The 24,241-nt window shown below is 46.4% G+C and carries 19 protein-coding genes, 3 tRNA genes and 2 pseudogenes; 17 read left to right on the plus strand and 7 right to left on the minus strand.

All coding sequences use genetic code 11. The annotated features are described in order from the left end of the window. The first annotated feature begins 78 nt into the window (after positions 1 to 78). Positions 79 to 420 carry a hypothetical protein gene (locus H7A02_04355; protein MCP5171486.1) on the plus strand — a complete coding sequence of 114 codons (342 nt, stop codon included), beginning with the start codon at positions 79 to 81 and terminating at the stop codon, positions 418 to 420. Between the two features lie 217 nt (positions 421 to 637). Here the strand turns inward: H7A02_04355 and H7A02_04360 are convergent, their stop codons facing one another. The 5 genes from H7A02_04360 to H7A02_04380 form a co-directional block, all read right to left on the minus strand. Next, positions 638 to 1,036 (minus strand): DUF1761 domain-containing protein, encoded by a 399-nt coding sequence (locus tag H7A02_04360; protein ID MCP5171487.1) that lies wholly within the window; start codon positions 1,034 to 1,036, stop codon positions 638 to 640. 47 nt (positions 1,037 to 1,083) lie between these two features. Further along, positions 1,084 to 1,635 (minus strand): DUF2937 family protein, encoded by a 552-nt coding sequence (locus H7A02_04365; protein MCP5171488.1) that lies wholly within the window; start codon positions 1,633 to 1,635, stop codon positions 1,084 to 1,086. Between the two features lie 42 nt (positions 1,636 to 1,677). After that, positions 1,678 to 2,139, minus strand: coding sequence for a protein tyrosine phosphatase family protein (locus H7A02_04370; GenBank protein MCP5171489.1), 462 nt, complete (start codon positions 2,137 to 2,139; stop codon positions 1,678 to 1,680). A 184-nt stretch (positions 2,140 to 2,323) separates the two neighbouring features. Continuing rightward, a complete protein-coding gene (locus H7A02_04375) occupies positions 2,324 to 3,034 on the minus strand; it encodes a UDP-2,3-diacylglucosamine diphosphatase (protein MCP5171490.1) in 711 nt (236 codons plus the stop codon). Positions 3,035 to 3,075: 41 nt separating this feature from the next. After that, entirely contained in the window at positions 3,076 to 3,585 is a 510-nt protein-coding gene (locus H7A02_04380; GenBank protein MCP5171491.1) for a peptidyl-prolyl cis-trans isomerase, read from the minus strand. Positions 3,586 to 3,799: 214 nt separating this feature from the next. On the opposite strand from H7A02_04380, the gene H7A02_04385 reads away from it, so the two are divergent. From H7A02_04385 to H7A02_04395, 3 genes are all read left to right on the plus strand, one after another. Then, positions 3,800 to 5,461 (plus strand): glutamine--tRNA ligase/YqeY domain fusion protein, encoded by a 1,662-nt coding sequence (locus H7A02_04385; protein MCP5171492.1) that lies wholly within the window; start codon positions 3,800 to 3,802, stop codon positions 5,459 to 5,461. 62 nt (positions 5,462 to 5,523) lie between these two features. After that, positions 5,524 to 6,924 carry a cysteine--tRNA ligase gene (locus tag H7A02_04390; GenBank protein MCP5171493.1) on the plus strand — a complete coding sequence of 467 codons (1,401 nt, stop codon included), beginning with the start codon at positions 5,524 to 5,526 and terminating at the stop codon, positions 6,922 to 6,924. An 85-nt stretch (positions 6,925 to 7,009) separates the two neighbouring features. Next, entirely contained in the window at positions 7,010 to 8,449 is a 1,440-nt protein-coding gene (locus H7A02_04395; GenBank protein ID MCP5171494.1) for a hypothetical protein, read from the plus strand. Positions 8,450 to 8,477: 28 nt separating this feature from the next. On the opposite strand, the gene H7A02_04400 is transcribed toward H7A02_04395, so the two are convergent. Both H7A02_04400 and gap read right to left on the minus strand, forming a co-directional pair. Next, positions 8,478 to 9,218, minus strand: coding sequence for a hypothetical protein (locus H7A02_04400; GenBank protein ID MCP5171495.1), 741 nt, complete (start codon positions 9,216 to 9,218; stop codon positions 8,478 to 8,480). 40 nt (positions 9,219 to 9,258) lie between these two features. Further along, a complete protein-coding gene (gene gap, locus H7A02_04405; protein ID MCP5171496.1) occupies positions 9,259 to 10,299 on the minus strand; it encodes a type I glyceraldehyde-3-phosphate dehydrogenase in 1,041 nt (346 codons plus the stop codon). A 208-nt stretch (positions 10,300 to 10,507) separates the two neighbouring features. Here gap and H7A02_04410 point away from each other — a divergent pair. From H7A02_04410 to H7A02_04470, 13 genes and pseudogenes are all read left to right on the plus strand, one after another. Continuing rightward, positions 10,508 to 10,584: transfer RNA gene (locus tag H7A02_04410), tRNA-Pro, on the plus strand. 89 nt (positions 10,585 to 10,673) lie between these two features. Beyond that, positions 10,674 to 10,750 (plus strand) — tRNA-Arg (locus H7A02_04415). Positions 10,751 to 10,819: 69 nt separating this feature from the next. Beyond that, a tRNA-His gene (locus tag H7A02_04420) sits at positions 10,820 to 10,895 on the plus strand. A 199-nt stretch (positions 10,896 to 11,094) separates the two neighbouring features. Then, positions 11,095 to 12,354, plus strand: a complete 1,260-nt coding sequence (locus H7A02_04425) for an integrase arm-type DNA-binding domain-containing protein (GenBank protein ID MCP5171497.1) — start codon at positions 11,095 to 11,097, stop codon at positions 12,352 to 12,354. Positions 12,355 to 12,808: 454 nt separating this feature from the next. Beyond that, positions 12,809 to 15,565 carry a class I SAM-dependent DNA methyltransferase gene (locus H7A02_04430; GenBank protein MCP5171498.1) on the plus strand — a complete coding sequence of 919 codons (2,757 nt, stop codon included), beginning with the start codon at positions 12,809 to 12,811 and terminating at the stop codon, positions 15,563 to 15,565. A gap of 2 nt (positions 15,566 to 15,567) precedes the next feature. After that, positions 15,568 to 17,627 (plus strand): annotated as a pseudogene (locus H7A02_04435) (DEAD/DEAH box helicase). 31 nt (positions 17,628 to 17,658) lie between these two features. Then, positions 17,659 to 18,854 (plus strand): annotated as a pseudogene (locus H7A02_04440) (GIY-YIG nuclease family protein). 14 nt (positions 18,855 to 18,868) lie between these two features. Beyond that, positions 18,869 to 19,870 carry a restriction endonuclease gene (locus H7A02_04445; GenBank protein MCP5171499.1) on the plus strand — a complete coding sequence of 334 codons (1,002 nt, stop codon included), beginning with the start codon at positions 18,869 to 18,871 and terminating at the stop codon, positions 19,868 to 19,870. 20 nt (positions 19,871 to 19,890) lie between these two features. Beyond that, on the plus strand, positions 19,891 to 21,321 hold the full coding sequence (locus H7A02_04450) for a hypothetical protein (protein ID MCP5171500.1): 1,431 nt from the start codon (positions 19,891 to 19,893) through the stop codon (positions 21,319 to 21,321). Between the two features lie 25 nt (positions 21,322 to 21,346). Further along, positions 21,347 to 21,880 (plus strand): hypothetical protein, encoded by a 534-nt coding sequence (locus H7A02_04455; GenBank protein MCP5171501.1) that lies wholly within the window; start codon positions 21,347 to 21,349, stop codon positions 21,878 to 21,880. 93 nt (positions 21,881 to 21,973) lie between these two features. Further along, entirely contained in the window at positions 21,974 to 22,261 is a 288-nt protein-coding gene (locus H7A02_04460) for an AlpA family phage regulatory protein (protein MCP5171502.1), read from the plus strand. 12 nt (positions 22,262 to 22,273) lie between these two features. Continuing rightward, positions 22,274 to 22,747, plus strand: a complete 474-nt coding sequence (locus H7A02_04465; protein ID MCP5171503.1) for a helix-turn-helix domain-containing protein — start codon at positions 22,274 to 22,276, stop codon at positions 22,745 to 22,747. A 9-nt stretch (positions 22,748 to 22,756) separates the two neighbouring features. Continuing rightward, entirely contained in the window at positions 22,757 to 23,869 is a 1,113-nt protein-coding gene (locus H7A02_04470; protein MCP5171504.1) for a site-specific integrase, read from the plus strand. The last annotated feature ends 372 nt before the right edge of the window (positions 23,870 to 24,241 follow it).

Consider the following 24,241-nt stretch of genomic DNA (forward strand, 5'->3'; position numbering starts at 1 on the left):
TCTTTCGTTTTTATTTTTTGATAACGCCAAAGGTGTTATAAACATGCTCTCAGGAATCAATTATAAAAAGGAAGAAAAATGTTAAGCGCAGGATTGTCGGCTTTTGTTGTATTTATGCTTATTAAACTTCTGGAACGAAAAACGGAAGAAAGCCACATAGACGGTTTTATTTCGTTTGTATTTGTCATTGTTCCCTACATGATTATGTTTCTGATAGGGCTTGCGGTAGCTATTTTCGACCTCCCGGAGTGGTTTACTTATATAGGGTCGGTTTTTTTCTTTGGTGTTCCTCTCTTTATGTTGAAATATCAGTTCGAGTTTAGCTGGTCTAAATCTGCAGGTTATGCCTCCGCTATTTTGGCCTGTGTTATCACCACCGAAATGCTTTTTATGACAGTCTTTCAGGGTCTGAATACATAACCATCGGTCACGAGTCAGTCAAAAACTGCAGGTCAGGGCCGCATCAGAAAAGTAGCAAATTATGTCGTTGGGTCGGGAAGGGAACAGCGATGCAGGTGTTTTGCGTTGCAGTAGTGCCTCTTATCATTGGTCAGCACCTGTGGTGTTGAATTAAAGAGACTGCGAGCGGGCTCGCTCCAAGGGCAAAACCATACCAAAGAGATTGGGCTACCGGCCCTTAAACCGGCCAATAGCTGATTACCAGTGCCATAATCAGAAAGCGGCCAACATGAAAGCCGCAGTCAATCAACCAGAGTGCCAGACTTCTGTTGGCAAACTGATAGTTGATACCCATTGAGGCGGATACGAAAGCTACGCTAATCAGCAATGCCAGTGGTATGGACAGACCTGGAGCCGGATTTGGCCCCATCACATGGGCGAAGGCAAAAGCGGTAAACAGGGTGATGGAAAATGTCAAAGTGTAAACTCTGAATGAGGTGGCAGAAGCCTGAATGGGGTTGATTTCCACTTCACGGCACCAGCGTTTCCTAAACAGTAGGGGTGAATACCAGAGAGCGCCAAAGACAAAGCTGGCTACGGCTGCGGCTAATATGGGGTAAAGGTTAATGACGGGCATAGTAGGGTCCTTGTCTGTCGCAGTATGAGTTTGGCTGGGCGATCAGCTTACGATCTGGTGCTGTGTGAATGACGTTGACGCGATAGCAGTTTTGCAGCGCCGATTAATCGGCGAATGGCTTTGAACAGCTGGGCGCAGATAGTCAAAAACAGCAATGGCACGATACCGCAGGCCATGCCGAGAATGATGGATACCTGGTTTAACACGACGGTGTGGGTAAAGTGTGTCCAGACTTCTTGCTGTATGTCGGCAAGCGGTTCGATCAGAGCATAATAATAGGGGCTGTAAGCCGTCTGATTAAAGCGCGCCAGTGCTTGTACCAATGTCGCGCGGCGTTGATAGAGCTGCTGGATATTGTGGCCGCCGGCATTGAATACCGGGTCCGGGCTATTCAGGTAATGTGTGATCAGTTCTTCCAGGCTGCCGCTGAAGTATTTGTCGGCATCATTTTGAAACGCGTTAAGACTTAATTCAGACTCGCTGAGGTGGGCAATCAGGCTCTTATGGTACTGATCGACGAATGCTGGCACCTGCAGCCCGGCAAGCAAGCAGGCACTGAAAAGCATTAGCCTGAAATATTCAGTCAGCTTGGACGCCATGAAAGTTGCCGGTTTCCGGTTCTGGAGCGAGATGACGGGTTGTTAGTCATTGGCATGTTCAATTTCGTCGAGGCTGAGGCACATAAGTTCTTTCCAGGCGTCGCTCATAGTCGATTGCCATTGCTCGAGTAAAGGTGAGGTGGCCTGTTTGCTGTCCATGTGGTTTTTTAATGTCAGATACTTGTAAGTGAAGGCTGAGGCTCTGGCGTTGACGACACAGTGAATGAATACCTTTTCCCCTTTAAGGCCGTCCATGACGCCAAAAAACTGCTTTACCTGTTTTGCAGTAGGTGCATTAAAAGGAACCGGGATATGAAAATAGGACATCCCCCTGGAGCAAACGATACTTCCCTCATCAGCAATCGCATTTTCGGAATTATGCATGGCCAGGTTGATAACGGCGCTAAATCCGGCATCAGCGATCTGGGAAATCTGATCGGTAGTCGGTTGCCCAGCCGTGCAGATGTCGGCTGTTGGCTGATGAAGGTTGGGGAGTTTATCCATGCGGATGACCTCTTGAGTGGTTAACGGGGAGGGCAATGCAATCGAAAAGCCCGGTAGTTGTTATTTATAAATGGGCGATGGCCCGATAGCCAGAATGCTGTGGCAATCAATACTAGATGATTTTGCGAGTAGATGAAAAGGATGAATAATTAATTTTGAGTACATAACAGGGAGTCGTTATGCGTCAGAGATCAAATTCAAGTAACTGCAGATCGCTGTTGGCTGTATCGACCAGCCAGCCTGTTTTATGCCAGTCACCCAGCGCAATGCGTTCGCCATTGCTATGCTGGTGTCGGGCAGGGCGGTGGGTATGCCCGTGGATCATGGTATTCACATGATATTGCGCGAACATGCGTTCCACTTCGGCGGGTGTTACGTCCATGATGTTATCTGCCTTGTTGGTGTTGGCTGCCATGCTTTTGGCGCGCCAGTCGGCGGCCATTTGTTGTCTTTTTTTCAGCGGCAGGCGTCGGACAAACCACTTGAACAGAGGGTTGCGGGCCTTGCGACGGAACTTCTGATAGTCTACATCGTCCAGACACAGGGTGTCGCCGTGAAGCAGCAGCACTCGCTTTTCATTAAGGGTGACGACAGCATGTTCCGGCAGTAAAGTGGCCCCCGTTTCGCGCGCAAACTGTTTGCCAACCATGAAATCCCGGTTGCCGTGCTGAAAATACAGGCGGGTGCCGGTGTCGCTGAGTATTTTCAGTTTTTCGATAACGTCTCTGGAAAGCGGGGATGGATCGTCATCGCCTATCCATGCCTCAAAAAGATCACCGAGAATGTAAAGCGCAGCGGCTGTGCTGGCTTGTGTTTGCAGAAATTGAAAGAACGCCCGGGTGATATCCGGGCGCTCAGGGGATAGATGCAAGTCCGAAATAAGCAGCGCTCTCATGAGCTTATGCAAGCACCGCTAACCGGTTTGTACACAAGCACTTATTTCCCGGCATAGCTTTCGCTGATAGTTACATCGAGAATTTCAACCGGTTCAACGGGAACATCCTGATGAAAACCGCTGTTGCCTGTTTGAACCTGTTTTATTTTTTCAACCACGTCCATTCCTTCCGCCACTTTGCCGAACACGGCGTAGCCCCAGCCCTGTGGGGTTTTACCACTGTGGTTCAGAAAGCCGTTGTTGGAAACGTTAATGAAAAACTGTGAACTGGCGGAATGCGGATCGTTAGTGCGTGCCATGGCAAGAGTGCCGGTGTCGTTGCTCAGACCGTTGTCGGCTTCGTTAATGATAGGCTCTTTGGTGTTTTTCTGCTCCATGTTGGCAGTAAAACCGCCACCCTGAACCATAAACCCATCAATCACGCGATGGAAAATCGTGTTGTTGTAAAAACCGTCACGGCAGTATTGGAGGAAGTTAGCCGCTGAAACAGGGGCCTTTTCAAAATCGAGTTCGACATTAATGTCACCAAAGTTTGTTTTTAATGTAATCATGAATAACGCTGTCCGTCAGTTTAGGTTGGAGTCAAAGAAAGCGTAATGGTACGGGTTTCGGTGACTAATTTGAACTGTCAGTCAGGGTTTTAAGCGATTGGGTGTGTTTTCATAAAACGCTATTTATACCGCTGCAGCTGAAGGCTATAATCCCCATCCTTTTACTTCGCAACAAAATAAGCGCCATAAGCGCCAGCAACGGCAGAAGAATTCTATGACCGATGAAACAACACCTCTGAATTTTATTCAGCAGGTTATCAAGCAGGATTTGTCTGACGGAAATGTCAGCAAGGTTGTCACGCGCTTTCCTCCGGAACCCAATGGTTATCTGCATATCGGGCATGCCAAATCTATCTGCCTGAATTTTGGCCTGGCAGAGCAGTACGGTGGTGAATGCAACTTGCGATTTGATGATACCAATCCTGAAAAAGAAGAGGATGAGTATGTTCGGGCGATCATTGACGACGTAAAATGGCTCGGCTTTCAATGGGCGGGGGAAGTTCGCTATGCCTCTGATTATTTTGCTCAATTGTATGACTGGGCGCAGTATTTGATTCGCGAAGGGAAGGCTTATGTTTGCGAATTAAGTGCAGAGCAGATGCGTGAATACCGCGGCACCCTGAAAGAGCCGGGCCGAAACAGCCCCTGGCGTGATAGGCCTGTGGAAGAGAGCCTCGGCCTGCTTGAAAAGATGCGCTGTGGTGAAGTTGATGAAGGCCTGATGACCTTGCGGGCAAAAGTCGATATGTCCTCGGCAAACATCAATATGCGTGATCCCGTTTTGTATCGGGTGCGCAAGAAATCCCATCATCGAACCGGAAATCAGTGGAATATTTACCCTTCCTATGATTTCGCACATGGTCAGGAAGACGCGATTGAGGGTGTAACACACTCCATTTGCACACTGGAATTTGCGGATCACCGGCCCCTTTATGACTGGTTTATTGAAAACCTGCCTGTGCCGCACCGGCCACGACAGTATGAGTTTGGCCGTTTGAATATCAATTACTGGGTTACCAGCAAGCGCAAACTCAAGCAGCTGGTAGACGAGGGCTACGTTGAAGGCTGGAACGATCCGCGCCTGCCGACCATATCCGGTTTGCGGCGCAGAGGTGTTCCCGCTGCGGCGATCCGCCACTTCTGCGATAGCCTGGCGGTAGCCAAGACTGACGGTGTGGTGGATATGGCCCAACTTGAGCACTTTATTCGTGACGAGCTGAACCAGCATGCGCCGCGTGCCATGGTTGTGCTCAATCCGGTCAAGGTGATTATTGGTAATGTACCGGAAAATACACACGAAACAATTGCGGCACCGCTGCATCCGGATCGTGATATGGGGAGTCGCGAGCTGGTGTTCAGTCGGGAAATTTTTATTGATGCCGATGATTTCAAAGAAGAATACAGCAAACAGTTTCGCAAAAAACTCAGCCCCGGCAAGCGCATCAGATTGCGCAATGGTTACGTGATTGAAGCCGACGATTATTTGAAAAACGAGCAGGGGGAAATCGTGCAGATCAACGCCAGCCTGATAGCGGACACCCTGGGTAAGGATCCGGCGGATGACATCAAGCCCAAAGGTGTTGTGCACTGGGTATCAGCCGTATCTGGGGTGGCATGCGACGTGCGACTGTATGACCGATTGTTCACTGACCCTGCTCCGGATGCAGGGGATAAAAACTTTCTTGATGCGATTAACCCGCAATCACTCCAGGTGCTCACCGGCTGTATTGCCGAGCCAGCATTGCTGTCGGCGACGGTGGGCGAAACATTTCAGTTCGAGCGGGAAGGCTACTTTTGTCTCGATAATAGGGATGCTTCGGGAAAGCCGATATTCAATCGTACGATTGGCCTGAGAGACAGTTGGAAAGCAGAATGACGGTTAACAGCCACTGACTGCAAATTAACTGATTTTAAACAAACAGAAAGCAGCCACGAATGATGACGACACTGCAAATCTACAACACGCTAACACGTAGCAAAGAACCGTTTTCACCCATCAAACCGGGCAGGATTGGCATCTATGTGTGCGGGATTACGGTATATGATTATTGTCACATCGGGCATGCCCGCGTGCTGGTGGCGTTTGATGTGATAACCCGATTTCTGCGTTCACAGGGCTGGGATGTCAACTACATTCGCAATATTACCGACATTGACGACAAGATTCTCAACCGGGCGCGTGAAAATGCAGAGCCTTACACGGAGCTGACTGAGCGCATGATTGCCGCGATGCATGAAGATGAGGCCGAGTTGGGTATTTTGCCACCGGACCAGGAGCCGCGGGCGACAGCGCACATGGACGCTATTCTCGACATGATCCGGATTCTGGTCGATAACCATTACGCTTACCCTGCTGAAAATGGTGATGTTTACTACCGCGTTAGCCGATTTGCCGAATACGGCAGGCTCAGTAACCGCAACCCTGACGACCTGCTAGCCGGTGCGCGGGTTGAAATTGATGAACACAAGGAAGACCCGCGTGATTTTGCTCTCTGGAAAGGTGTCGGAGATGATGAAGTCAGCTGGCAGTCTCCCTGGGGTAAAGGGCGGCCAGGTTGGCATATTGAATGTTCAGCCATGTCCACCTGCTGTCTGGGTGACACCTTTGATATTCACGGTGGCGGGCCGGATTTACCGTTTCCTCACCATGAGAACGAAATTGCCCAAAGCGAGGCCGCTACCGGTAAGAAATATGTTAATACCTGGATGCACGCAGGTGCGGTGCGTGTGGATAACGAAAAAATGTCCAAATCGCTGGGTAACTTTTTCACTATTCGCGAGGTGCTTAAGAAGTACCATCCGGAAGTGGTGCGTTACTTCCTGCTTTCGAGTCATTATCGCAGCCCGATCAATTATTCGGAGAGCAGTCTGGTAGAGGCTCGAGGGGGGCTGGATCGCTTCTATTCCGCATTGCGGCCTTTTGTGGATGTGCCTGCAGCCGGTCTGGATAGCCTGCTCAAGTCCGATTATTACCAGCGTTTCGTAGCGGCCATGAATGATGATTTCAACACACCGGAAGCGCTGGCTGTCATGTACAACCTTGTGCGTGAGCTGAATACCGTGGCGAAAATCGATATAACGGCAGCCAGCTTGCTAGCTGCCCAGCTGAAGGGTATGGCTGGTATCTTCGGTATTCTCGGTGACAACCCGGAAGCATTTTTACAGGCACGGGGAGAGTCGGGTCTTAGTGCGGAGCGAATTGAAGCACTGATTGTTGAGCGGATTGCCGCCAAAAAAGGCAGGGATTTTTCCCGCGCAGATCAAATTCGTGATGATTTGGCTGCACAAGGGGTTATTCTTGAAGACTCCCGCGAGGGCACCAGCTGGCGCAGGGAATAGCCGGAATAGGGCTGAGTCGGTAGGGTAGTCGGAGTCTTGACAAAAGGGCTATCGCAAATTTCATCGAATGTGCTAGCCTGTGAGGATGTCTAATTATTATTTAATTGTTGATCAGGGTGGCCACAATACCCGTGCGCTGGTTTTTAACGCTGCCGGTGAGGCGGTAGCAGATGCCCGTTGTGATGTGGCCACTCAATGCCCTGCTGATGGCTTTGTCGAACAAGACCCTGCGGAAATGGTGACTTCTCTGCGGACAGTTTGTGACGGTATTGCCCGCCAGTTGGGTAACGATGTCAGCAAGATTGTTTCTGCTGCACTGGTTACACAACGATCAAGTCTGGTTTGCTGGGATAAAACCAGTGGCGAGGCGCTTACACCGGTGTTGAGTTGGCAGGATGTGCGGGCCGAGGACTCTCAAGAGCTTGCTGCTCTGGAAGCCGAAGAGCTGACCATTACTACTGGTTTGCGTCCCAGTCCACATTATGGCGCCAGTAAAATCCGCTGGTGCCTTGATAATGTGCCCGAGGTTCAACAAGCACTGTTGGAAGAGAGATTGGTGTGTGGGCCAATGGCCTGTTTTCTGCTTTATCATCTCAATGGTGGCCAGCAGCTTGCGGTAGATCCGGCCAACGCTTCTCGCACGTTGTTGTGGAATATTCGCCTTGGAGACTGGGACAGTAAACTGCTGGAGCATTTTGGCATTCCTGCCCAGGTTTTACCGCCGCTGAAACCGTCGTTGTCCGATTACGGCGAGCTGGATATTGGTGAGATTAAAGTACCGATTCAATTGCTGAATGGCGATCAGTGCGCTGCATTCTATGGACGGGGTGGTATGCAAGAAGGTACGGTCTATATCAATGCCGGAACAGGCGCTTTTATCGCAACCCCCTGGCCTGAAGACAAGTTTCCTCCCTCGAATTTACTGAAAACCCTGGTGCTTGATGACGGTAATACCCGCAGTTTTGTGGCGGAAGGTACTGTCAATGGGGCAGGCAGCGCTCTGGATTGGGCGGCCAAACAGCTGCAACTGAATGGTCTGGGTGAGCTGGACAACTGGTGTCAGAGTGAGATGTCGCCACCGTTGTTTTTGAACGGGGTGGGCGGTCTCGGCGCACCGTTTTGGCGTTCCCAGTTTCGCTCCGAGTTTATTGGCGGTGTATCAGCGGCCTCGCGAATGGTTGCGGTGCTTGAGAGTATTGTGTTTTTACTGAAAATCAATCTGGATCTATTGCATTCGGGTGACACTGAGCTCACACATATTGTACTCGGTGGCGGGGTTGGCAGCTCAAGTTATTTTTGCCAGAAACTGTCTTCATTATCAGGGCTCCCGGTATTCAGGCCAAAAGAGGTCGAGCTGACTTCCCGAGGCGCTGCCTATCTGCTGGCGGGTCAACCTGAAGGCTGGCATCAGCAGCGAGGGCAAAAATTTGAGCCCCGCTCAGATCGGGGGCTGGAAGAGCGTTATCGCCACTGGCGTACGGCAATTGCAGAGAGGATCGACGACGACGGCTTGTTCAGAAGCTGAGAGACGGTTTTATCCCTCGTAATGAATGCTATAAGGCCCGATGAGCCAGATTGTCGATCATGCCGCCGATATCGAAAGTCTCTATCATGTCAGCGCCGCGCTCAAACCATTGAATGGCATGTACAGGGTCTTCAATTTCGTAAATGACAGTTGTGCTTTCAATATCATCCAGTGAGGCACCTTGCGGTATTTTATCTGTGTCGATAAAAATGAATGGTGGTTTTATCTCGCTAATATAACCACTGTCGAGCTGTGACCATTCCTTGAGTACCAGGCCAAGGCGAGGGTATTGCTGATGGCTGGCGTATTGTACAAATGCGTCATCAAAACTGATCAGGACACATTGGTCGATAACGGGCTCAAGGCAGGACATTACCACTTCATAAGCCTTTTCCATACCCAGCATTGCAACGCCTGCCTGTTTTAGTTCGATGAATGCGCTGACGTGGGGATGGTCCGCCAATAGCGCCACCAGCGTCTTCAGGGGCGTGATGGAATTATCGATGAATTGCTGCCCCAACCTTTTGGGTTCATAGGCTGGCAGAGCGATTAACTCGGACAGTGTCAGGCTATGGAGAAAGCCCTCTGCGCCACTGACACGCTGTAAGGTTAGGTCATGATACAGCACGGGTTGGCAGTCTGCGCTGAACAGAATGTCTGTTTCTATAAAGTGAGCGCCAGCTTCAATTGCCTTCCGATGCGCCAGAAGCGTATTTTCCGGGTAGCATTTTTGAAAACCCCGGTGGGCTACCAGCCGGTCTTGTAGCATTGAACTGTCCTCTTTCAAATAAGCAAAATCGGGTGTTTATTTAACGGGTTGTTTGGGCGAGGTGCATCGCTATATCAAGCATGCGATTGGCAAACCCCCATTCATTATCGTACCAGGCCATCACCCGGGCCTGCCCGCAGTGCTGTTTATCCGGTATGCCGGTGTTGATGTTCTGGTAACTGGTTTGCACACCATCAACGGTACACGAAGCGGGGTCATGATTGTAGTCAGCGGAAACCAAAGGCTCTTCAGAATAGTTCAGAATACCTTTCAGGTGTTGCTCTGAAGCCAGCTTGAGGTAATGGTTTATGGCTTCTTTTGACGTCTTTTGTTCAGGCACAAAGTGAAAGTCTGTCAGCGAAACATTGGGTGTTGGCACACGCACAGCTATACCGGTGACCCTGCCTGCCAGCTCTGGCAGTACCTGTTCCAGCGCAGCTGCAGCACCGGTTTTTGTGGGTATCATTGACAGTGCGGCTGCCCGGCTGCGGTAGGGGTCTCCGTGCGGCTGGTCCAGTAGATGCTGATCATTTGTGTAGGAGTGGACTGTGGTAAATGCGCCAGTGGCAATACCAATGTTGTCGTTCAGCACCTGCAGCAGGGGTGCTATACAGTTGGTTGTGCATGATGCATTGGAAATAATCCGGTGTTGCTCTGCCAGCTGATGGTGGTTAACGCCGTATACCACGGTGATATCCGCGTCAGGTACCGGGTGGCTCACCAGAACACGGTCGGCACCGGCTTCCAGATGCGGGCTAATATCGTTTCTTGTGCGTGAAGCCCCTGAACACTCGAGCAGCATGTCAACTGACAGTTCCGACCAGGGCAGAGACGCCGGTTGGAGGGTGTTCAATAGTTGTATGGCTTGCCCGTTGATAACCAGGTAACCATCCTGTAGTTCAACCGTTCCGTTGAAGTGGCCATGGGTTGAGTCGTTTCGGGTAAGATGGGCAAGTATCGAGGCATCAGCGGTGTCATTGATGGCAACGATCTGCAATGTGTCGTTTAACTTGCGTTCGCAGTAGGCTCGAAGTATACATCTGCCAATCCTGCCAAACCCGTTAATAGCAATTTTATACATGGCGAACTCCGGGGACTGAATACTTTGCCGGGCGGCTCTTTGACTGTACAACAAAGCCAACGGTTGAAAAAGATTAATTGTTGTATTCATCATCTACCGCAATGCTTTTTCGGGGTAATTAAATAACCGGTTACCGGATTTTCGATTGACGATCCGTATCCTCGCCAGTATCATGCCCACCACTCGAAATGAGGTCGATGTAACAAGTCGGGGATTAGCGCAGTCTGGTAGCGCGCCTGCTTTGGGAGCAGGATGTCGGGGGTTCAAATCCCTCATCCCCGACCACTTCATTCGAGCGAGTAGTGCCGTGACCTTTATCATCTAGTAAAGGCCTCAAAAGGCAGTGTTTCGGTGGTTTTGACGGCGAGTGCTGTGCGCCCGTAGCTCAGCTGGATAGAGCAACGGCCTTCTAAGCCGTGGGTCGCAGGTTCGAATCCTGCCGGGCGCGCCAATCACGGGCTATTCTTTAATCGTAGTATGCATGTAAGCAAGTATGGTCATGCCCGAATGACCGGCAGTGGTGGCTGTAGCTCAGTTGGTAGAGCCCCGGATTGTGATTCCGGTGGTCGCGGGTTCGATCCCCGTCAGCCACCCCACTTTAATATCCAGTATCATCCAAAAGCATCCATAAGCTCTTATTTTTAAGAGCTTTTTTATTTCCTTGGTGTCCAGAAAGGTTCTAAGAGATACCCCCATATCCACAAAAAATGGTGGTACTTTTGGGGGTACTTCTAGCTATTGCAGTATTAGGTACCCCCAAATTAGGCTAATATGGCCAAAAAGGGGTGCTATTCCATGCTTACAGATGCCAAAATAAAAAACGCTGAGATACGCGATAAACCCTATAAAATAGGCGATAGCGGTGGCCTGCACCTTCTTGTAAAGCCTAATGGTAGAAAATATTGGCGGCTTAAATATCGCCATGCCGGTAAAGAGAAGTTACTAGCTTTAGGCGTCTATGGTGATGCTGGAGCAGATGTGTCGCTAAAAAACGCCAGAAAGAAACGTGATGAGGCCAAAGAGCAATTATCAAAAGGTGTTGACCCTTCATTAGCCAAGCAACAACTTAAAGCGCAGTTTTACGATAACCAAGAAAACAGCTTTGCTGTAATTGCCAACGAATGGCATATCAAAAAATCACAATCGCTTGCCGCCACAACAGCCAATCGTCAGCGTGACTTGCTGGATAACGATATTTTGCCTTACCTTGGCAGACGACCCATTAAAGAATTGGAAACCTTTGAGCTAGTAGGCTGTTTAAATCGCATTGTGGATAGAGGCGCGTTAACAACAGCCCATAAAGCTAGGCAAGCCATTAATCAAATTTGTAAGTATGCCAAGCAAACAGGGCGCATTAAGTTTAACCCTGCCAATGATATGGAAGGCTCCATACCGCCACTGAATAAAAGCCACATGCCAGCTATTACCAAGCCTGCTGAATTTGGTGAGTTGCTAGTGGCCATAGACGACTACAAGGGCACTCATATTGTTAGAACGGCCTTAGCCCTTGCCCCCATGCTTTTTCAGCGCCCAGGAGAGCTGTGTGGCATGGAGTGGTCAGAGTTAGACTTAGATGCCGCAATATGGACGATTCCTCAACAAAAGAAAAAGGAACGCAACCAAATTGAAGGGGATCATGCTGTGCCACTATGTACCCAAGCCGTAGCCCTATTGAAAGATATTCAATGCTTAACAGGCCATGGTAGCCGAGTATTCCCTAACCAGCGTGACCATTCTCGACCCATCGGCACAGAGGCTTTAAATAAAGCATTACGAATAATGGGTTTTGATACAAAAAACCAACATTGCACCCATGGCTTTAGAGCCTCAGCCCGAACCATGCTCGATGAGCAGCTACACATACGTCTAGAATGGATTGAGCAACAACTAGCGCATACGGTTAAAGATCCATTAGGCCGTGCCTACAATCGCACCAAGCACCTTCCAGAACGCATTGAAATGATGCAGCGCTGGGCAGATTATCTTGATAGCCTTAAACAACAAGCATTGGCAGGTAATGTGATTACAGCTAGCTTTAGAAAAGGATTGGCTTAGTCTTTTGTTGTAGAGGCGGCGAAGCCTATGCCATGGGTGTTAATGCCACCTGAAAAAACTTGCTGACAGGAAGTAAAGCAATAAAAACGCTAGCTATTAGAGTGGCGGTTAGGCTCTCCCGGTACAGCTGACGTTATTGTCGCTCCCTAAAAGCTATGTCATGGATCATCCGAAGGCGTTGGCAGGTTTGTTGTCGACTATCGATAATAATATAACAGTGGAGCCGGGGAGGCCTGATTCTGTATGTTAAGCTGTTGTTTATTATCGATTTTATATATTACTTTCCTGTCAGGACTACTAAAGTCAATAGTCACCTAGAAACTAAGATATACATTTTCATGACAGCCAATGTGAGTGTTACAAAGACGTCCCACAAAAACCACCTTAGTTAACTAGTTATAACTTAATGTAGTGTATTCTTACGCCCAAAAGAATATTGCATATAGGATTACCGTTGAACGCAGTAGAAATAGAAGAAGCCATTAGTAATTTAGCCGAGCAAGCATTTGACGCGGCCAGCTTCCCCTATGCCTTTCTTGAAGCGTTTGGCAACAAGGCAACCACCATCAAGCGCCTGCAAAGCGGCTCATCCAATAAGTCTGATATTGGTGGCGTCCTGCAAACTAACAACATCCATATCGCTGTATGCGCCGAAGGTGAAGTCACTGCCACGCTAAATACACTCAAAGCCAGCCCAGCAACCGCAAAGGCTAAAGCAAAATTTACGCTGGCAACCGATGGCATTACCCTTGAAGCAGAAGACCTCAACACAAACGAAACCGTCGCCTGCGACTATAAAGACTTCCCCAATCACTTTGGCTTTTTCCTGCCATTGGCAGGCATCACCACCGTTAAACAAATTCGTGACAACACCTTTGATATACGGGCAACCAGCCGCTTAAACCGCCTGTATGTAGAGCTACTTAAAAACAACGCCGAATGGGGTACGTCAGAACGCCGCCACGATATGAACCACTTTATGGCGCGTTTGATTTTCTGTTTCTTTGCGGAAGACACTGATATTTTTAATGGCGAGAACCTGTTTACTGCCACCATTGAGCAAATGAGTGCGAGAGATTCCTCCAACACCCATGAAGTGATTAGCGAAATCTTTCGTTCGATGAACACCAAACCCTCAGACCGCAAAATAGAGAAAATCCGTTCATGGGCAGATAGCTTCCCCTATGTAAACGGAGGCTTATTTTCCGGTAGCACCGAAGTACCGCACTTCACCAAGATTGCCCGTTCCTATTTACTGCATGTAGGTAATTTGGACTGGAAACAAATCAACCCCGATATTTTCGGTTCAATGATTCAGGCCGTAGCCGATGATGAAGAACGCGGCGCATTGGGGATGCACTACACCAGCGTGCCGAATATTCTCAAGGTATTAAACCCATTATTCTTGGATGAGCTACGCGAGCAATTAGAGCAAGTCGAAAATAATCCTCGCAAGCTGCTAAACCTGCGCAAACGCATGTCCAATATTCGCGTGTTTGATCCTGCCTGCGGCTCAGGAAATTTTCTGGTTATTGCTTATAAGCAAATGCGTGAAATAGAGGCTGCAATCAACGAACACCGTGGAGAAAAAGGCAGGCCAAGTGATATTTCACTTAGGAGTTTTCGCGGAATAGAGTTAAGGGATTTTCCGGCTGAAATTGCGCGGCTCGCATTAATCATTGCCGAGTATCAGTGTGACTTATTGTATAGAGGACAAAAACTTGCTCTTGCAGAGTTTCTTCCATTAGACACTGAAAACTGGATTACTACGGGCAACGCGTTGGAAATTGACTGGCTTTCAGTTTGTCCATCTACAGGCAAAACGGTGAAGTTGATTGGAGATGATCTTTTTAGCACACCAACAAATCAAGCCGAAGTAGATTTTGAAAATGAAGGTGGTGAAACCTACATTTGCGGAAACCCTCCTTATTTAGGAAGCACATGGCAATCCAAAGAACAAAAGGCTGATTTAGAGAAGATTTTTAAGAGTAAAACAAAAACTTGGAAATCTTTGGACTATGTTGCTGGCTGGCTAATGAAAGCGGCAGAGTTTGGAAGACATACAAATACTTCTTCCGCCTTTGTAACAACAAATTCACTTTGCCAAGGACAACAAGTATCTTTCCTTTGGCCGTTAATTTTCTCAACTGGAAATGAAATATCGTTCGCTCATACCTCATTAAAATGGGCAAATTTAGCAAGTCACAATGCTGGCGTAACAGTTGTAATAGTTGGAATTTCCAATAACCCAAAGAAAAACAGAAGGATATTTTCTATATCTGATGACGGAGAAACAACAGAAAAAGTTGTAGATAGTATAAATGCCTATTTGGTTTCAGGGTCAAATATTATTGTAGAGAAAGCAATGAAACCGTTAACTGAAGTATCTGCAATGGATTTCGGAAATAAGGCAGATGATGGAGGACATTTGACTCTGTCATCAAGTCAACTATACGAAATGAATATAGAAGAACATGGGAAAAGGAAATTTATTAAACAGTTTTACGGCTCTAAAGAGTTTATTAATGGAGAAACACGGTTTTGTATTTGGATAACTAATAAAGAGCTTGAAGAAGCCAAAAAACACGACTCTCTAATAAGGCAAATTGACTTAGTAAGAGAGTCGCGGCTAAAAAGCAAAGATGCGTATGCTAGAAGCTTAGCACAACGTCCCCATCAATTTAAAACCCCCCGAATAGCCAAAAAATCTGTAATCGTTACACCAAGGGTCAGCTCTGAAAACAGGCCGTATTTGCCTGTAGGTGTTATGAGTAATCATGCGGTAATTGGCGACCGTAATTTTGCGCTTTACGATGCCCCACTTTGGAATATGGCATTAATAGCTTCACGCTTACACTGGGTATGGGTCGGCACTGTTTGCGTTCGAATGAGAACAGATTTTTCTTACTCCAACACGTTAGGATGGAATACATTTCCTGTGCCTAAGCTCACCGAAAAAAACAAAGAAGACCTAACTCGGAGTGCTGAGGATATTCTTCTAGCACGAGAAGCACATTTTCCAGCCACCATTGCTGATCTCTATAAGCCCGAACAAATGCCAGAAGATTTGCGCCATGCTCACGAGCGCAATGATGAAGTGCTGGAGCGTATTTATATTGGTCGCCGCTTCAAAAATGATACGGAGCGCCTAGAAAAGCTCTTCGATCTCTATACGAAAATGACAAGTAACACTAAGAAGAAGGTATCCTGAAAATGACGGAACATAAATCCATCCCCTCTGTTTCAGTAAAGTATGCCTGTAATGGCAGCTCGAAAAAATCCAATGAGCTGGGTATGCGCGTCATGCAGGAGCGAGCCTTTGAGAAACGTGGCGAACAATATCTTCTGATTAAATCACCGCCTGCCTCCGGTAAAAGCCGCGCTTTGATGTTTATCACGTTAGATAAACTCCACAATCAAAACGTTAAAAAAGCCATTATCATCGTGCCTGAAAAATCCATTGGGGCTAGCTTCAACAATGAACCCTTAAGCCAATACGGTTTTTATTGGGATTGGGAGGTCGCCCCCAAATGGAATTTATGTAACGCGCCCGGTGAAGATGGCGGCAAGGTCAATTCCGTAAAAGCCTTTATGGAGAGCGACGATCAAATATTAGTATGTACGCACGCCACATTTAGATTCGCCGTCGATAAATTTGGCATACCCACCTTTGACAATTGCTTGATTGCCGTTGACGAGTTTCACCATGTCAGTGCCAACCCCGATAACAAATTGGGCGCACATCTTGGGCAGTTAATTGCCCGCGACAAAGTGCATCTTGTTGCTATGACGGGTTCATATTTTCGAGGCGATGCAGAAGCGGTGCTATCGCCGCAGGATGAAGCGAATTTTGATACCGTCACTTATACCTACTACGAACAACTCAATGGCTATGACTATTTAAAAACGCTGGATATTGGTTATTACTTTTATTCTGGCTCTTACGCCGATGACATTTTGAATGTATTAGATTCAAACGAAAAAACCATCATTCATATCCCCAATGTCAATTCCCGCGAAAGCACCAAAGATAAAATCAAGGAAGTTGAGCATATTATCGAAGAGTTGGGCGAATGGCGTGGCACAGACCCAACGACAGGCTTCCACTTGGTAGAGGCTGCAAACGGCAAAATCATTAAAATTGCCGATTTAGTCGATGATGACGCTACTAAGCGCGATAAAGTATCTGCCGCACTCAAAGTGCCTGAAGCCAAAAATAATCGCGATTATGTAGACATCATTATCGCACTTGGTATGGCGAAGGAAGGCTTTGACTGGATATGGTGCGAACATGCTTTAACTGTAGGCTATCGCTCCAGCCTGACGGAAATTATTCAGATCATTGGCCGCGCCACCCGCGATGCGGAAGGTAAAACCCATGCGCGCTTTACCAACCTGATCGCCGAGCCGGATGCCTCTGAAGAAGCCGTTACCGATGCCGTTAACGACACCTTAAAAGCCATAGCCGCTAGTTTGCTGATGGAGCAGGTACTTGCCCCTAAATTTAACTTCACCCCGAAAAATAGCCAAAACGCCCCAGTGGAAGGTTTTGATTATGGCGAGAAAGGTTACGACCCTAATGGCAATAACGTGGGCTTCAATGAATCCACAGGACAATTCCAGATTGAGATTAAAGGGCTTGCCGAACCCAAGAGCAAAGATGCACAACGTATTTGTCAGGAAGATTTGAATGAAGTCATTACCGCTTTTGTGCAGGATAAAACCGCGCTGGAACGCGGCCTCTTTGATGAGGAAATGATCCCTGAAGAGTTAACACAGGTACGCATGGGCAAGATTGTAAAAGAAAAATATCCTGAGCTGGAAGACGAAGACCAAGAAGCCATTCGTCAACATGCCATTGCCGCGTTAAACCTTACCCAAAAAGCGAAAGAGATTGTGAACCAAGGCAATAGCACCGAGCGCGGTGGCAGCACCGCGTTTGTCGATGGTGTACGAAAATTTGCAATGGATGTGACTGATCTGGATATTGATTTGATCGATCATATCAACCCTTTCAGCGAAGCCTATGCCATTCTTGCTAAATCAATGACTGAAGACAGTCTAAAACAGGTGGCCGCCGTTATATCTGCAAAAAAGTGACTCTCTCTGAAGAGGAAGCGCGAGAGCTGGCGATGCGGGCGATTAAGTTCAAAAATGAGCGTGGTCGATTGCCCGAACTCACTGCCGCTGATCCGTGGGAAAAGCGTATGGCAGAAGGCATTGCCTTCCTTGCGCGCAAAGTCGCTGAAGAGGGTGGAAGAGAAAAAGAATGACTGATTTGAAAGAAAAAAATCCAATAAGGCGCTGCTTGAAGAGTTGGGAGTTGACATAACTCCCGCCAAGAAAGTTGCTCACTCGCCAAAAGAAGAGCGCATTATTGCAGGCTTTGAGGAAATTCAACGTTTCATTGAAGAGCATGGCCACCAACCTCAACACGGCGAAGATAAAGACATCTTTGAGCGCCTGTATGCTACTCGCCTAGATCGTATTCGATCACAGGAAGAATGTAGAAATTTGGTAGCCGATTTAGATTATCAAGGCTTACTTACAGCCGAGCATTGCATTGCTGAACCGCCAAAGGAATATAACAGCGATGCGGAGCTTCTGGCAGAGTTGGGAGTAGAAGCTCCGAAAGAAAATGATGTCACCTTCCTGAAGCATGTTAAACCCCGCGCAGAGGTAAGGGCTGCCGAAGAAATCGCTACCCGAACACCTTGCGCCGACTTTGATAAATTCAAACCATTATTCGATCAAGTGCAAGATCATCTCACTCGTGGTTTACTCGAAGCCAAGATACTCAAGAATCAAAAGGCCAAACAATCATGGCCGAAATTAACGAGCGTGATTGGTTTATCGTCAATGGGCAAAAAGCCTATATCGCTGAAATTAGCAAAGAGCGCACTCACGGTTTTGATAAAAATGACTATAGGCTTCGAGTTATCTTTGATAACAAAACAGAGAGCGACCTGCTTCTTCGGTCCATGCAAAAAGCGCTTTACGTAGATGACGCTAGCAGAAGAATCGTTTCATTGTCTGCTGGCCCACTATTTGATGGTAATGCGGAAGATGAAGATACAGCCAGTGGAACAATTTATGTTCTACGCAGCAAATCAGAACATCCCACAATCGCTGAAAATCGCAATTTAATTCACAAGATAGGCGTAACCGGTGGCAGCGTTAAAACACGCATAGCAAACGCCAAACTAGACCCTACCTATCTAATGGCTGATGTTGAAATCGTAGCAACCTATGAGTTGTATAATATAAGCCGTACCAAACTCGAAAACATCCTTCATCGATTTTTTGATTCCGCGAAGCTCGATATCCAAATTAATGATCGTTTTGGCAACCCTGTTATTCCTAGAGAATGGTTTTTAGTGCCGCTGTTTATCGTTGATGAGGTTGTGGAGAGAATAAAGGACGGGACGATTAGTGAATTTATATATGATCCTAATTCGGTCGCGATAGTTTCAAGGGCAATTAGCGAGTTGAAAAAATGAGCCAGAAAAAAGCCATGAGCGTTTGGGGAATACATATGGGTGAAAAGGTCGGTTCCTCACCCATCGATAATAATTATGTGGCTATTGGTTGGGCTAAATTGGGCGATTTAAATCAATATGCCGGTTCCCGCGAAAAACTTAAAGAAGCATTGAATAATACTTACCCTGATATAAAAAAGGGAGCAATTCCACAGAATGCGGGGGTGCTATATCGTTTTGTTAGTGAAATAAAACAAGGCGATATTGTTGTTTACCCATCGAAAGACAGGGTCGTTAATATTGGTCGTGTAAAGGGTAAATATAGCTATGTTAAAGGCGATGAGCATGCTTACTCTAACCATAGAGCCATTGAATGGCTGGGTCATTTTTCAAGAAATGAATTTAGTCAGTCGGCATTGAATGAAATTGGTTCAGCATTGACGCTGTTTTCAGTCAAAAGCCACCCCAACGAATTTTTAAGTAAGGTTAACCTTTCTACTGTGAGTAGTGAGAGCGTGGAAGATGAAGCAGACGTTATTGATGATGACAGTGTAACGGAAAGCATTTCTCACCAAGCACAACAAACTACTGAAGACTTTATTATTAAACAGCTACATGCCAAATTAGATGGTTACGAATTCGAATATTTTGTAGCCCATATTTTAGAGTGCATGGGTTATAAGGCGCGCGTGTCTACAAAATCTGGTGATGGGGGTGTTGATGTCATTGCCCATAAAGATGAATTAGGTTTTGAGCCACCGATTATCAAAGTACAGTGTAAAAAATCAATAACCTCGAATGGCGAGCCTGAAGTGAATCAACTATTGGGGGCTTTAGGTGATGGCGAGTATGGTTTATTTGTGAATTTAGGGTCATATTCACGGCCTGCGAGGTTGCTAGAACGCAATAAAGCAAAATTGCGGTTAATTGATGGTGATGAGCTAGTCGATTTGATATTAGAGAACTACGACAAACTATCACCTAAGTACAGAGCGTTGTTGCCATTAAAACAAATTTATGTTGCTGATCTAGCTTGAACACGACAAGGAGTTCTAATATGGATAAGGAGTGTCGTAAGCTTTCTCTGGGTGAATGGGTAAAAAAACACATTAAAAGAGCTTGGTGTAAATTAACACCGCTAAACCTTAATCAGCACCATGATCAATTAATAGAAACGCTTGAAGAGCTGCAAGATGCCATAACTAGAAAAGAGAGCGGGACAGCTGCAAGGCGGACTACACAGTTAGCTGCAAAGGTCGGTGCTGGTACAGCTACCTCCAGTGTAATGATGGGCTTGGCAGGACTATTTGGTTCGGCTTCAACAGGCACCGCAATAGGAACGTTATCAGGGGCCGCATTTACGAGCTCAGCACTGGCATGGATAGGAGGCACTGTCGCTACTGGTGGTGCGATTGTTTCTGGTGCTGGTATAGCTGTGGGTGTGGGTTCTTTTTTTGGAGCTAAGTGGGCATGGCAGAAATATTTGTCGGGTAAACCTCGTGAAGACTCTGACTTGACTGAAGAGGAAAGCGTTATTCAGCTGAGCATTGATAGCATTTTAATAGGCTTGCGCAAGTTCCCGGAAAATGATCGAGAGTCCTATGCTTATCATGCTTTATGGTTACATGCTTTAACTCCCATTATTGATAAGCTTGAATCGCTCTATGATATACGGTATTCGTCGTGGCCTGCTCTCGCTAAGAGGCGAATAAGGATAGGCCTCAAAAAGTTGAAAAAGTTGCGTAATAAAGCTCAAGGCCGATTAGCCACTGAAATGAGTGTGCCAGTTAGCACATTTAGTGTGGTGGTTATGCAATTAATGAGTGGGTATTCAGAATTCTCAAGCGACCAGCTTTTGGTATTGGATGCTTTTAGGCGGTCAACACCAAAGCTAGCGGGAGCTTCACCTGATGAAATTGCTGATTATTTAAGGTCATATAGTGATGAGAGCCTGCCAGGAGTGTTGGCAAATGTGAAGGGTATTTATCACGAACTTTACTATGTTGAGCTTGAAAATTCTGATGGTGATGATTGGGGCGCGGAGATCATGGGAAGTGTGAGTCATGAAGCTGTTGATGTTCGGCTGACTAATTTACGTACAGGAGAAGTAAAAGATGTTCAGCTAAAGACTAACTCCAGAGATATTTATACCCATCAAAAAAAATATGATGCAGACGTTTACGCTCCCGATGATGTTGCTGTAAAAAATGATTCTGTTACGGGGACAGGCATTACGAATCAAGAAATTAACGAAGATCTGCGCTCCACAGTTGACGATTTAACTGCTGAGTCCAGAGTTGCATCGGTTGCTGAGGAGAGCCTTGGGGCTGGTCTAACAGCGGCCTTTGTAACCATGGCAATCAGTATAGGTGGGGCTGTAAGGTCTGGTGAAATATCTGTAGATAAGGTAGCGGAAGCTGCAAGGCGATCATCTACCTCTTTGAAAATGGCAGGTTCCTTTGCTTTGTTAACCGAACTAATAACTTAGCTATGAAGCTTATATTGCTACTAATATGGAATATCTATTTAAAAGCGAGAGAATTTTACTTAAAGAAGCAATCGCCTTCATAGCTGTCTGTGCTTACCCAAATATTGACCGCGCCATAGCCAAAAAACGTGTCCGAACAGCGGTAAGAAGTGAAGGCAAACAGTTCGTTCGTTTCAATAAGCAGGGTGAAGAGTATGTTGATGCGATGGAGTTCTTTACTTGGGCCGTTACTAAGAAAAAGTGGCGACAAGGGCTTTCTCAAGTAAAAAACTTACCACTAACACCAATCACAATGGCAGTGAATGGCATTTTACAGAGCGCTACTTTAAGTAGTTACGCGGTGGCCACACCTTTAGACCTCGACGAATTGAAGAGAGAACATATTTGGGCTATGTCAAAAGCGCATAGGCTTGAACAGGAGGTGGCGGTTTTACAACAGGAGAACGACCAGCTCAAGGCGGAATTGGCCATTTGGGTAGCTAAAGATAAGGATTTAAAAGCAAAGCGTTCAAAGGCCGGTAAGGCAAATAAAGGGGGAACAAAAAACCAATTTCATTAAATTGGTTGGCAGAAAACTATTTAACATTGTTTAGCGTTTTCTGCCATATATAAAGGTGGGCATATATCCCAGAAGTCTTTAAGGAGACCGTATATGTCCAGCAATATTCTTCGATTACATCAAGTCTTAAATAAACGTGGTAGTTCGCGTTCATCTCATTATTTAGATATTCAGCAGGGCTTATTTACTAAGCCTGTTTCAATTGGCCGACGCGCTGTTGGCTGGCCCGAAAATGAAGTTGACACAATCAATGCCGCCAGAATTGCAGGCCTTTGTGAAGATGAAATTCGTGTGCTGGTTAAAAGCCTAGAGTTAGGGCGAAAAGACTGGAAGCAGTCAAGCAGTTTTAAAACCCTTGTTCAGCAGCCCATCTCGGAATAGGGGTATAGCTTTATGGCCAAACGCCGATTAAACCCTAACTTAGCTAAAATTCATCGGAACTATACCGTTGAGGAAGTGGCTATCTTATATGGGGTGCATAAAAACACAGTTCGTGCTTGGCTAAAAAACGGTTTGAAGGCCTGTAACGATAGGAAGCCCTTGTTGATTTTAGGTTGTGACTTGCGTGAATTTTTGAAGACAAAAAACAATCAGGGTAAGCAAAAATGCAAGCTTTGGGAAATTTACTGTGTCCGTTGTCGAGAGCCGAAAGAGCCGTATGGTGGAATGGTTGATTATCAGCCGCGCACTTCATCAAAGGGAAGCATAGTTGGCTTATGTCCCTGCTGTGAAAGCCCTATTTATAAGTTTTTCAGTTTGGCCAAGTTAGAAGGGATTATCGGAAAACTTGATGTTGGTTTACCGAAGGCTCTAAAACACATAAACGAGCTAGATAAACCCTTCCTAAACTGTGACTTAAAGCAATGAGGTTAAATGATGATTAAACACAATCCCGATAACGAAAGAATTAAACGTAAATACTTTATTTTTATGAAGGAAGCAAAGGGGCAGGATGAGGAATCCATTGATGCTATTGCTAAGGCTTTAAACCGTTTTGAAATCTACACGCATTTTAAGAATTTTAAAGCATTTCACCACCAGCAGGCAGTGGGGTTTAAAAAATACTTATCTCAACAGAATGGACAGCAATCAGGAAAGAAGCTGAGCAAGGCAACCATGAATACAACAGTCAGACATTTAAAGGCATTATTCCAGTGGCTATCAATGCAGGCCGGGTATAAGTCACATATAAACTGGCATGATGCTGAATACTTTAATTTGTCGGAGAAGGATGTTCGAGTTGCCACTGCTAAGCGTTTGAAGGTAGCCCCAACTATTGAGCAAGTTAAACATGTGCTCGACTCTATGCCGAATGGTTCTGCACTAGAAAAACGTAATCGCGCAATTGTGGCTTTCACTTTAGCAACTGGTGCAAGGGATAGTGCTATTGCATCTTTTAAGTTAAAACATATCGACTTGATAGCAGGTAGTGTTTTCCAAGATGCCAGAGAAGTGAAAACTAAGTTTAGTAAAACATTTACAACCACCTTCTTTCCCGTTGGTGATGAGGTTATTAAGATTATTCATGATTGGGTAAGCTATCTTCGTAATGATCGCTTGTGGGGTAACGACGATCCATTATTCCCAAAGACGTTAGTAGGGCAGAGTGACAATATGACCTTTCAAGCTACCGACATTAAAAAAGAGCATTGGAGTAATGCTTCACCGATAAGGACGATTTTTAAAAGTGCTTTTGAAGCTGCGGATTTGCCTTACTTTAACCCACATAGTTTCCGGGATACCTTGGTAAGCTTGGGTGAGAAAAACTGCCAAAGTCCAGAGCAATTTAAAGCGTGGAGTCAGAACCTTGGGCACACGAAGGTTTTGACCACCTTCCTTGAATATGGTGATGTACAGCCAACAAGGCAGGCAGAGTTGATTAAGCAATTAGATAAACCCCGTAGTGAAGTGGGTGCAGCGTTAAACACTAAAGAGATTGCAATGGCCGTAGCTCGTGAAATGAAAAACCAATCCATGAAATGCGAGTGATGGAAGAATGAGTTCAAGCACTGATTTGTTAAGCGATACGTTATTGGCCGAAATTCGCTTAAAGGCTGCTGATTATGTTGCTGAAAAAAGTGGGAAGAACTTCAGTGGGATGATGCTTGGGCGTGGAAGTACGCAGAGCCATCAACTGAGGCGGATATTGAAGCTGCCTTTCCATTGCTATACCGCGATGCTGTTGCTTATAAGAACAGGGAATGGGAGCCTAAAGAGCTGGATGACTCAATTTGTATGATTTACCTTGAGAGCTGTGCAAGTTGGTCTGAAGTCTATGCATGTTGGCCAAATGTTGCTTTGGATGATGGCTTGATTAACATGGAAAAATAGGGGTAGATTAAAATATGGGGGTACTTCTGG

This window comes from Pseudomonadales bacterium (genome assembly GCA_024234435.1).
Taxonomy (GTDB): domain Bacteria; phylum Pseudomonadota; class Gammaproteobacteria; order Pseudomonadales; family Porticoccaceae; genus JACKOF01.

Bases quoted from the DNA above. Each gene is read 5' to 3' on its own strand.
- H7A02_04355 (MCP5171486.1), top strand. From the start codon at position 79: ATGTTAAGCGCAGGATTGTCGGCTTTTGTTGTATTTATGCTTATTAAA.
- H7A02_04360 (MCP5171487.1), bottom strand. From the start codon at position 1,036: ATGCCCGTCATTAACCTTTACCCCATATTAGCCGCAGCCGTAGCCAGC.
- H7A02_04365 (MCP5171488.1), bottom strand. From the start codon at position 1,635: ATGGCGTCCAAGCTGACTGAATATTTCAGGCTAATGCTTTTCAGTGCC.
- H7A02_04370 (MCP5171489.1), bottom strand. From the start codon at position 2,139: ATGGATAAACTCCCCAACCTTCATCAGCCAACAGCCGACATCTGCACG.
- H7A02_04375 (MCP5171490.1), bottom strand. From the start codon at position 3,034: ATGAGAGCGCTGCTTATTTCGGACTTGCATCTATCCCCTGAGCGCCCG.
- H7A02_04380 (MCP5171491.1), bottom strand. From the start codon at position 3,585: ATGATTACATTAAAAACAAACTTTGGTGACATTAATGTCGAACTCGAT.
- H7A02_04385 (MCP5171492.1), top strand. From the start codon at position 3,800: ATGACCGATGAAACAACACCTCTGAATTTTATTCAGCAGGTTATCAAG.
- H7A02_04390 (MCP5171493.1), top strand. From the start codon at position 5,524: ATGACGACACTGCAAATCTACAACACGCTAACACGTAGCAAAGAACCG.
- H7A02_04395 (MCP5171494.1), top strand. From the start codon at position 7,010: ATGTCTAATTATTATTTAATTGTTGATCAGGGTGGCCACAATACCCGT.
- H7A02_04400 (MCP5171495.1), bottom strand. From the start codon at position 9,218: ATGCTACAAGACCGGCTGGTAGCCCACCGGGGTTTTCAAAAATGCTAC.
- gap (MCP5171496.1), bottom strand. From the start codon at position 10,299: ATGTATAAAATTGCTATTAACGGGTTTGGCAGGATTGGCAGATGTATA.
- H7A02_04425 (MCP5171497.1), top strand. From the start codon at position 11,095: ATGCTTACAGATGCCAAAATAAAAAACGCTGAGATACGCGATAAACCC.
- H7A02_04445 (MCP5171499.1), top strand. From the start codon at position 18,869: ATGAGCGTTTGGGGAATACATATGGGTGAAAAGGTCGGTTCCTCACCC.
- H7A02_04450 (MCP5171500.1), top strand. From the start codon at position 19,891: ATGGATAAGGAGTGTCGTAAGCTTTCTCTGGGTGAATGGGTAAAAAAA.
- H7A02_04455 (MCP5171501.1), top strand. From the start codon at position 21,347: ATGGAATATCTATTTAAAAGCGAGAGAATTTTACTTAAAGAAGCAATC.
- H7A02_04460 (MCP5171502.1), top strand. From the start codon at position 21,974: ATGTCCAGCAATATTCTTCGATTACATCAAGTCTTAAATAAACGTGGT.
- H7A02_04465 (MCP5171503.1), top strand. From the start codon at position 22,274: ATGGCCAAACGCCGATTAAACCCTAACTTAGCTAAAATTCATCGGAAC.
- H7A02_04470 (MCP5171504.1), top strand. From the start codon at position 22,757: ATGATTAAACACAATCCCGATAACGAAAGAATTAAACGTAAATACTTT.